The following is an 8,400-nucleotide window of genomic DNA, read 5'->3' on the forward strand; positions in this document are numbered from 1 at the left end:
GTATCGAACCTTCGCTGACGGCCGGATGTTCCGGTGAGGTCCAGCTGATGACCAAGGAGGTTAATTAAGCCGCCGAATGTTGCGCGCTGATTGTCGGAGCTTCACGAATAGTATTCCCCAGCGGGTCATCGCGGAACCGTTTCGCGTGGTGCAGCTTGGTCTATATGCACACGTTCGAGACATCTGATCGAAAACTCGCGCGGCGCTATCGGTATCATCAACATCGCCGCCAAAAAGCAACCTTGATCGTAAAGGGATCGCTCGTCGCGGGATTGGTTCATTCGGTCATGGAAGTTGAGTCGAGCACCCCGACGCGCTGGATTATCAAGGTTGTTGCCAATCCGCACCGAGCAGCCGGACTGATCACCCCGTTAGGCCTCGGCCCGAGCGGTGCTGTCCTTGTTCGGAAACTCGCTCTGGCAAATTGGGATGGTGGTCAAAATTGACCGGCCGGGCATGGCTATCTGTGATCAACTGGAAATGGATGCTGCTTAGGCGCGAGCAGCATTCCCACACACGGCCCCGGTGCTCGCCAGCCCCGGCGCTGGGGCCGGTCTGCCCTAGTGCGGGCGAGAAGTTCCCCACTGGAGAAACGCCCGAAGCTTCTCGCAATCGATGAGGTGCATCCTTGGCAAGCCAACGATTCAGGCGATGGTCTCCCGGAGACGACGCGCGGCTTTTAATGATGGGGGCCGCCGAAATTCATCCAAGGGAGATAGGAAGGGCGCTCGGTCGGACCGAGGTCGCGATTGATCTTCGCCGCGCCGCGCTCGCCAAAAGGCAGCCCGGAAACATCAGTAATTTTTATGAGTCCATAAAATACTAATGGGGCTACCAGTTTGTTCTTCGGCCGGAACGAATACCACTTGCTAAGCATCGGGTCGCCAAGTCGGGCCACCTGCTGGATCAGTGACCTCGGCTTCGTCAGCGTGAAGTGAAGCCGGGCCTCACAGAACGGGTCAGCACCACGGACGGTAATATTCCGGAATCCACATTGCTGTGGAAAACTTTAATCTAACTGTTGCCGGGGCTAGTTTTATTTCATCAGAATTTGTTTTCAGATTTGCCGGTAGGAGCCGCGGCGTGAGCGGCCCCTTTCGATTCAGGTGCTCGCGAAACGGGAATTGTCAGGCCGGCGCCAGTGCATTGTACGGTCGCCGAAGGCGGCGCACCCTATCGCTGCTTAGATCACATGCCCCGCAAGGACACGCCTCCAAGCAGCATTGAACGACGAGCCCCCGGCAACGGACACAGCCGACAGATGCCCCCGCAAGGATACGGCGCCGATCCGCATTGCCACCCGTGACCCCGCGTCGCGAGGTGGATTTGTGTTTCCCAGGCGGGAATTTCGTGATCTGGATTGCTCATGAACGAGCATCGGGGGAAGTCACGTCACCGCGTCCTCAAAACCGGGACCATCGAGTTTGGCGGTGGCGCGATCGATTGCACGGTCAGGAACATTTCAGAGACCGGCGCGGCGCTTGAGGTTGTCACGCCGCTTTCCATCCCAGACACGTTCACGCTCTATGTGCCTAGCGATCAGCTCAAACGGCAATGCCGCATCGTTTGGCGAAGAGAAAAACGGATCGGCGTCGCATTCGAATAAGGTCGCCCAAGCCCGTTGGAAGGCCCACCATGACTCTGGCGAGACCGCTGGTGCGCGTTTGGCTTCCGGACCGGCTCAGGGACCGCGCGCCGCGCTTGGCGAAACCATTTTCCAGTATTCACGAAGCAGGCCCGAAACAAACCCGACCTAGTCTTTCCCCATTGGACCAGAGGGGATTCGGTCATGTGGGATTTCATCAACGCCTTGTATCGCGACTACTGCCTGGCTCGCTTGCAGGAGATGCGGAAGCTTGAGCTGTCGCACTGAGCCATGGTCAGCGCGAAAGGATACCCGGTGACGGCTACCGTTCTTGCCGCGATGGTGGTTGCAATAACTGTTTGGTCCACCGTCGGACAACCTGAGCCGACACATCATAAGAAGCCCGTCGCTCGCGTCGTGGAGCGTCGCTGAAAGTGCTTTCCCTTACTGCAGCGTGAGAGCAAAGCCATGCAGAAAGACAAAAGCGTTCAGTTCCAGGATCTCGATCAAATCTTGTACAATGCACAACTTCGGCGATCGGCCGATTTGGGTCTTTGGCTGAGGAAGTATTTTGAGGCTCGCCGACGGCGCCGACTGCAATCGGAAGCCATGCCATCGAAGGCAGTCACAACGCTCCGCCTTCCTATCGGCTAGCCCACTGCGCCAGATGTCCCATACTGGCCAAAGTTGATTTTTTGGGGAGTGGCGCAATTGAGTTCAAGTGCCGGAACACTAAGTTCGCCGATTAGTTGTGACTTGTTAGGAATGCCTGTTTCGGCGGGGCGTATGAATCCATGGACAAGTTGATCGTCATCCGTTGCCGCATACCGGTGTTGCCGTTCAGACGCAGTTTCGCAAGTTGGCCGAGAAGGAAAGCGGCGAGCGCGTAGAACCCTTTGAATGCCCTCTCTGCTCCCGGGTCCACTGGATTGACAGGGCTACCGGCAGACCCTTGGGCAGCGAGAAGTAAGGCCCCGGCCCTCTTGGCGCGGACATCGCACCTAGCCCAAGCCGCTAAAATGCCCCGCCGTGACTCTGGCGAGGCCGCTGATGCGGACCCGGAAGCCGCGCTGTCAACCACCCCCTTGGCGGGCTTCCGCTAGGTTTAACAGTCAAGGCGGTTTCTGCAAACGGATTTACCGCGGGTAAACGTAGTTCCGAAGAATTGCCTGATTTAATTATGTCAAATGCCGGGCATAAGATACCCTCAGTCATCGATGCCCAGCCCTCGGCGAATATTCAGGTGACTGGGAATGCTTGATGCTTCCGCCTGACCAATTGCGGGTCGCGCCATGTCAACCGAGCGTTGGATTCAGCCTGACGAATTACGGGCGCACTTGGACGAAGCCCTGGAGAGTTTCAGTACGGACGCAATCCGCCAATTGCTGACGGAGATTGAATGGGAGTTGGCCACCCGACCATGGACCACCTGCGGGCTTTTCGTGTCAGGTGCTGACGGCGCCACTCGCCCCTTTGCTGCGAACGACAATTGAGGCGGCGCGGGAATGAGAAAGCAGATGCCATCAAAAGAAAACCGATCGATGATCGTCTTTCTGGAGCTCGGCAACCGCCCGGATGCAATGACGGTCGCCCAAAAGATCGCGGATAATACCGGACACGCGATAGTCGTGCGAGATTCCGAGGGCATCGAGATCGACACCGTTTTCCCGACGAAGCATTGATACGCTCGCTCTCGCTCGAAGGCCCCGCGGTGACTCTGGCGTGGGCCCGGGAAGTAAAGACGGGCATTCAACAGGAGCGATAGCGGACGAATTAGAAACGTTTGCGAGGCTGCCCTGGTTCGGCAAAGAACGCGACCATTCGCTTTTGTTTGACCTATCTGGGTCATGGCCGAGCCCCGGCGGAAGCGCGACAATCCAGGTCAACTCCTTGGAGGTTTCTCATGAAGGGATTGCTGATAGCTGCGGGCGTTATTGCTGCCCTTTACTTCGCTGACCAACAATACGCCCAAGGCAAATACACCTACGCTCTACAGCGCATGGTGATCCAGATGAGGCATTCGTTTGGAGTTTGAGGCCGCCTCAGTTGCGCCCGCTCCCGAAGCTCATTTGAAGGCCTCGCCAGAGTCATGGCGAGGCCGCTGGTGCCGGGTTCAGATGCTGCGCTCTATACGGACGCCCCGGGGACGCGCGATTTGATTCCGTAATTGTACTGATCGTCTTTGTATGTTCTTTTTTGCGAAACAAAATCGGTTATAAGCACATCAAACTAATGGCGTTTTGGCATTTTTTGAGGGAACACCCTTTTTTTGCGTGAGGTGTACTATGCAGCGATACCACCAAAGCCTGGATGAGATTACAGCCGAGAAAGCCAGTCTCACAGCCCAGATTGCCAGCCTGGATATAGTAATCGCGAAGCTGAGAGACCTTGAAACTGTCGCCCGGGATTATCGGCGACAGTTTGGGTTTAGGTGTGTCTCGCCCTTTGAACGCGAATGCAAAGAGTAAGGCCGCCAGCTAAGGCGGTCTCTCCACCGCTTAGAACGCCCGCTGTGCCTTCGCCATTCCGGCCGGAATCCTCACGGCATACACGCTCCAGACGCCGACAATCGGCAAGCTCTTCGTCCGTGGCCGCGGATCAGACCCCCGCCGGGATTCGCGGTCAAGCGGCTCCTTGTGTTCACTTTGGAACTGACGGCTGGGCGACCGCATATTAGCATCGGAAGTGCAAACCCTGCGGTTAGGACCCGTAAGCACGAGGTGTGTCATGCAGCGTCGCCGACGATCCGTCCCCCACACATTCGAAGATCGGATTGCAGCCGAGAAATCTCGCCTAGAAGCGGAGACCGCCAATCTCCCTGCCAGGTCCCCACAAGGACTCGCTGCTCCGGAAGATCCGGCAGCTCGAGACCGCCTCGCACATGAATGAGTGGCTGACTTCCCCAGGGCTTCAACCACCCAAGATCGCATAGGCACAGCTGCCGCTAGATTGCCCCGCGGTGACTCTGGCGAGGCGCTGGTGCGGGTCCTGACGCCACGCTGTACCGCCCGGTCGACAGCGCCGACGTGCCGCTGGCCGGCGTCTGATGTTGTCAAAGGAATTTGGAACCTTCGTGGAACCGGAGTCGTTGGAATGGTTGGGTGCCTGCCGCTAGGCGTCTGATCCAGACGGTCCCGGCCTATCAGCCCCCCCAAGCCCCGCCGGGACCGTTCTTTGAAACATCACGCCTTCGGTTGTTAGGCCAGACCGGCCCCAGCGTCCGGTCGGCGAACGCTGGAGCCAGCTGCGGAAATGGCGCTAGCCTCACGACTAAGCGACATTCCACTTCCAGTTGATCACAGGCAACCATGCGCGGCTGGTCAATTTTGAACACTCCCTGATTCCCCGTGGCACGACCCCTGCTGATAGCGAGGTACTGGGAATTATAGAGCCCCAGCCTGGAACAGGCCGCCGCCGGGACGTGTATTTCGAGCCCGGCGGCGCATCGTTTTGGGACTAGCGGGACAGCCGCCCATAATGTCCCGACCAGTGGACAATAAGTGCAGGTGACACCAGCGATCGTGCTTGGACGGGGTTTCGGAAGGGATCGTCCACAATCAGTCCAGCGGTCGCGAGAGCACCACAGGTGGAAGCTTTGTACCCTGATTACAACCCTTGCGAGGCTGAATCGGAGTTGCGTGGGTTGGCGAAGTATCGGTTGCGCTCATGAATTCGGCCAAGCGAGCGTTCGACGACCATTCCACGTAGCGATCGAGCGCAAATGCGAGCGCGAACATGACGAGAAGTACAACGACCACCGTGATACTTGTCCCGCTCTGGCTGCTGGATACTAGCATCGCGATTCTCCCGACACCGAGTGAGCGCCGTCGTTAAATCAGATCGCGCCTTCCAAATGTGAGCGGCCTCACATCTCACGCGCACTTGATGCAGAGACAAGCCGCCTCGCTGTGTCAGCCGCGTGTCAATCGAGCCTAGATCTTCTCATTTGCACACACTCGGCCGGACACCGGGCTCCGGCCCAAGACCCGCTAGATGGGGCCCGGCGTGACTCTGGCGAGCCTGCTGGTGCGGGTCCGGCTTGCGGGCGTTGTGGATGCCCTACCCGGCCTGCAACGGCCAATGCGTGGTTCCTGCGAAGCAGAAAGGAAACAATTCGCGAAATCCGCCGGTAACAATCACGCGCTAGCCTTCCGTAATTGAATGACCTTGGGAAGATTTCAAATGATCGCAGTTTTGAGGGCCGCAGCAGAGGCCCGCGCGACGTCTCCGGTCTCCAGCCTAGCGATCGTGGTGATCTTCAGTCTCGTCGGCCTCACGCTCTCGCTTGCCTTCGCGCGGTACGGTGTCGACATCACGGCCGGCATATAGATCCGGGCGCGGTGGCTCGCCTCGTAGAGCGCCTGCGCCGGCCACCGCTTCCTGAATTACGCCCGTCGGCCTCCTCCAGGCAAGTTCGCTCCAGGCGTCGATAGTCCGCAGGTACGCTTCATTCAGGGGTGTCGGTCAGATTCCGCTGTCCAATAAAAATCAACCCTTGGAAGTTAGCGACAATGTATACACGCTAATCTTGCACGGAGATTCTCTATGGCCGAATTTGCTTGGAAACCGATGTCGACCGCGCCGGACCACGTGCCAATTGACGACCCGGTCCTATTTCTAGCGTCGTCGGCGAGTTCAAACTGCGATCGGGAAGCGCCGAACCGTGAGATATGGATGCCTGTCATTGGGTACGGCTCAAAACGCGACGGCTATCGCGATTTGCTCTTAAGCGCTGGAGAGCCGGGTCGCAGGGAAATCGAACTACGTCCGGTTTGCTGGGCAGCGATCCCGATGCCTCTCCCGTATCCACCTCGACCGTAGGGCCGGCGCGGGGGCCATGGTCCCGTGCTTAGAATGCCCCGCCGTGACTCTGGCGAGGCCGCTGGTGCGGGTTCGAATTCGCCGCGACTTGGTCCTAGTCGCCCTACGCGGATCGCTGGCTCTGCTCCAGGCGGCAGAGCCACAACAACGATTCACTCGATCAAGTGAAACCGGTAGCGCATCTCACGCTGAACGGCCTTTATCGCCCGATTGGCCAGATACCTCGGCGCAGTCCCGTACAACGTGACCTTTACGGCGAAGCTTCCATCATTTTGCCGGATGATTTGGATGCCGCTGACCGTTTCGCAGCCGGGCCACTGTCGAACAGCCTCGAGGCATTCTTTGCGAAGGGCCGCGTAGCTCGAGCCCACCGTTATTGATCGCTTTGACACTGGCACAATCCGGCCATAAAAGCCCGAGCTCCTGTTCGCAAAGCTGACTTTCCCTCGGCGAGGCCCACGCGGGGCCTCATTGATGCCCCACCGCACTACACTGAAGGGCTCTCGGATCCGCAGGGCTGCAGGGTTTTGATTATGTGCCCACGCAGGCATTCGTGGTGGTCCTGGGCGTAGACTGTTAAGCCCATCAGAATCAAAACGACCAAGACAAGTCCTGCCACGAAGTTCTGCAACATGGCTGCTACTCCTGGGACCGCACCGTCCAAAGGGGGGATGATGGACACCGGGGATCACGGACGTCAATGCGCGGCGGGGCGACTAAGTTTGCTCTGCGAAGCGCTCCAGCACGCGCCACAGCTGCACCGCTGACCACTCGCCGCTGCCCCGGGCCGTGGGCATGCCTCGCTCGTTGAGGCCAGCCGCGGCCCGCAGGCTCGTTACGCCGGCCGCCTGCAGCTCCGCGATCACCGGGGCGAACGGCAAGCCCGCGCAGTCGCGCGCTTCTGCGGGGCCGCTGTAGAGGCGGCGCAAGCGCGCCGTCAGGGCCCGCGAATTGCGCCCACAAAAAGGGCCCGGCGCGTCACCGGGTAAAATGCCGCGCCGGACAAAGGTTAGGTTGGAACAGGCCCGATCGGCTGGGGGGCTTCCTGGGCCGACGGTAGCGAAGCAAGGATCGAGCCACCTCGCCCCGAATGCGGATTGTGAACCAGTTCACATTTGCCCTGCGCTGCGCGTGCTAGGTTACAGGATGCTGGGGATTTCAGGGGCCCAGAGCGGTAGGCGCCGTCGGGACAGCTCATTTCGAGCCCGGCGGCGTATCTTTTAGGGACTAGCGAGACAGTCGGCGGGCATGTGCCGCGAATGTCCTCAGCCGATGCCACAAGCACCGCATAAAGGTGGGTGAGCAAGAGGCGACCTATTTGTCGAAGGGAAACGAGTCCTGCCCCTCGAACCAATCGATCACCTCGAAGAGCATCCCGCGTCTCAGCATCTCGGCCTCCAGATCGGCCGCGTGTTTCTTCCACTCCGATGTGTCCCGCACCTTGAACTTCGGTTCGGCGCCGACGCGCTCCGCTGCATCATCGGCAGCCAGCGCACCGCGAACGGCCGCGTACATCATCGTGAGGCTTTCGCCAGTGAAGGCCGGATAGTCCATCTCGGGGATCCTACGAAAAAGCCGCCGCGGGGGATTCCCAGCGACGGCTGTAGCTCAATCCAGAAGGTCGTAGTGAAGGTGACCCCGACGAGTTAATTCGCAGTTACCGATCGCCGTGGCTGCCGGGCGTGTGTCACCAGCCGCTGCCGGTCACGCTTCCGGTGCAATCGTCGGCGCCGCTTCATGTCGACACCCGCCGATGTCAGGCCCCTCTTTGAGCCGGCCGGCGGCCACGAAACCATTTTCTCCGAACGCGAAGTCGTCCCGCAACAGATGGGGCCTAGCGTTGATGGTGTCGAACAACGGGGTTCGATCATTGTGATCCAGCTCACACGCACCACGAGCAGTCTGAGCTAAACAAGTGGTCAAATCCTCATCATGAGGCGACGCCGATGCTCTCAGAGAAATTCATTGTTCTGCTGGAAGCCGTTATCAGATCC

At 59.1% G+C, this 8,400-nt stretch carries 7 protein-coding genes; 5 read left to right on the top strand and 2 right to left on the bottom strand.

Annotated elements, in window-relative coordinates; all coding sequences use genetic code 11:
- The first annotated feature begins 164 nt into the window (after positions 1–164).
- The 5 genes from UP10_RS44410 to UP10_RS44420 all read left to right on the top strand — a co-directional run bounded on the left by UP10_RS44410 (position 165) and on the right by UP10_RS44420 (position 5,914).
- Positions 165–446, top strand: a complete 282-nt coding sequence (locus UP10_RS44410) for a hypothetical protein (protein ID WP_197086842.1) — start codon at positions 165–167, stop codon at positions 444–446.
- Between the two features lie 920 nt (positions 447–1,366).
- Positions 1,367–1,606, top strand: a complete 240-nt coding sequence (locus tag UP10_RS18775; protein ID WP_044588793.1) for a PilZ domain-containing protein — start codon at positions 1,367–1,369, stop codon at positions 1,604–1,606.
- Between the two features lie 1,484 nt (positions 1,607–3,090).
- The gene (locus UP10_RS44415; RefSeq protein WP_156180143.1) at positions 3,091–3,267 is read left to right on the top strand and encodes a hypothetical protein; all 177 of its coding nucleotides are present in this window, start codon (positions 3,091–3,093) and stop codon (positions 3,265–3,267) included.
- Positions 3,268–3,488: 221 nt separating this feature from the next.
- Complete coding sequence (locus tag UP10_RS45870; protein WP_245321784.1) at positions 3,489–3,620, top strand: peroxisomal biogenesis factor 3; 132 nt, start codon at positions 3,489–3,491, stop codon at positions 3,618–3,620.
- 2,147 nt (positions 3,621–5,767) lie between these two features.
- On the top strand, positions 5,768–5,914 hold the full coding sequence (locus UP10_RS44420; RefSeq protein ID WP_156180145.1) for a hypothetical protein: 147 nt from the start codon (positions 5,768–5,770) through the stop codon (positions 5,912–5,914).
- A gap of 1,806 nt (positions 5,915–7,720) precedes the next feature.
- On the opposite strand, the gene UP10_RS18810 is transcribed toward UP10_RS44420, so the two are convergent.
- The gene (locus tag UP10_RS18810; protein ID WP_044587263.1) at positions 7,721–7,960 is read right to left on the bottom strand and encodes a hypothetical protein; all 240 of its coding nucleotides are present in this window, start codon (positions 7,958–7,960) and stop codon (positions 7,721–7,723) included.
- A 150-nt stretch (positions 7,961–8,110) separates the two neighbouring features.
- Positions 8,111–8,263, bottom strand: coding sequence for a hypothetical protein (locus UP10_RS44425; RefSeq protein ID WP_156179754.1), 153 nt, complete (start codon positions 8,261–8,263; stop codon positions 8,111–8,113).
- Between the last annotated feature and the right edge of the window lie 137 nt (positions 8,264–8,400).

Origin of the sequence: Bradyrhizobium sp. LTSPM299 (assembly GCF_000938235.1) — a bacterium.
In the GTDB taxonomy this organism is placed as follows: Bacteria; Pseudomonadota; Alphaproteobacteria; order Rhizobiales; family Xanthobacteraceae; genus Bradyrhizobium.

Excerpts from the sequence above, each read along its gene's own strand:
- UP10_RS44410 (WP_197086842.1), top strand. The coding sequence starts at position 165 with ATGCACACGTTCGAGACATCTGATCGAAAACTCGCGCGGCGCTATCGG.
- UP10_RS18775 (WP_044588793.1), top strand. The coding sequence starts at position 1,367 with ATGAACGAGCATCGGGGGAAGTCACGTCACCGCGTCCTCAAAACCGGG.
- UP10_RS44415 (WP_156180143.1), top strand. The coding sequence starts at position 3,091 with ATGAGAAAGCAGATGCCATCAAAAGAAAACCGATCGATGATCGTCTTT.
- UP10_RS45870 (WP_245321784.1), top strand. The coding sequence starts at position 3,489 with ATGAAGGGATTGCTGATAGCTGCGGGCGTTATTGCTGCCCTTTACTTC.
- UP10_RS44420 (WP_156180145.1), top strand. The coding sequence starts at position 5,768 with ATGATCGCAGTTTTGAGGGCCGCAGCAGAGGCCCGCGCGACGTCTCCG.
- UP10_RS18810 (WP_044587263.1), bottom strand. The coding sequence starts at position 7,960 with ATGGACTATCCGGCCTTCACTGGCGAAAGCCTCACGATGATGTACGCG.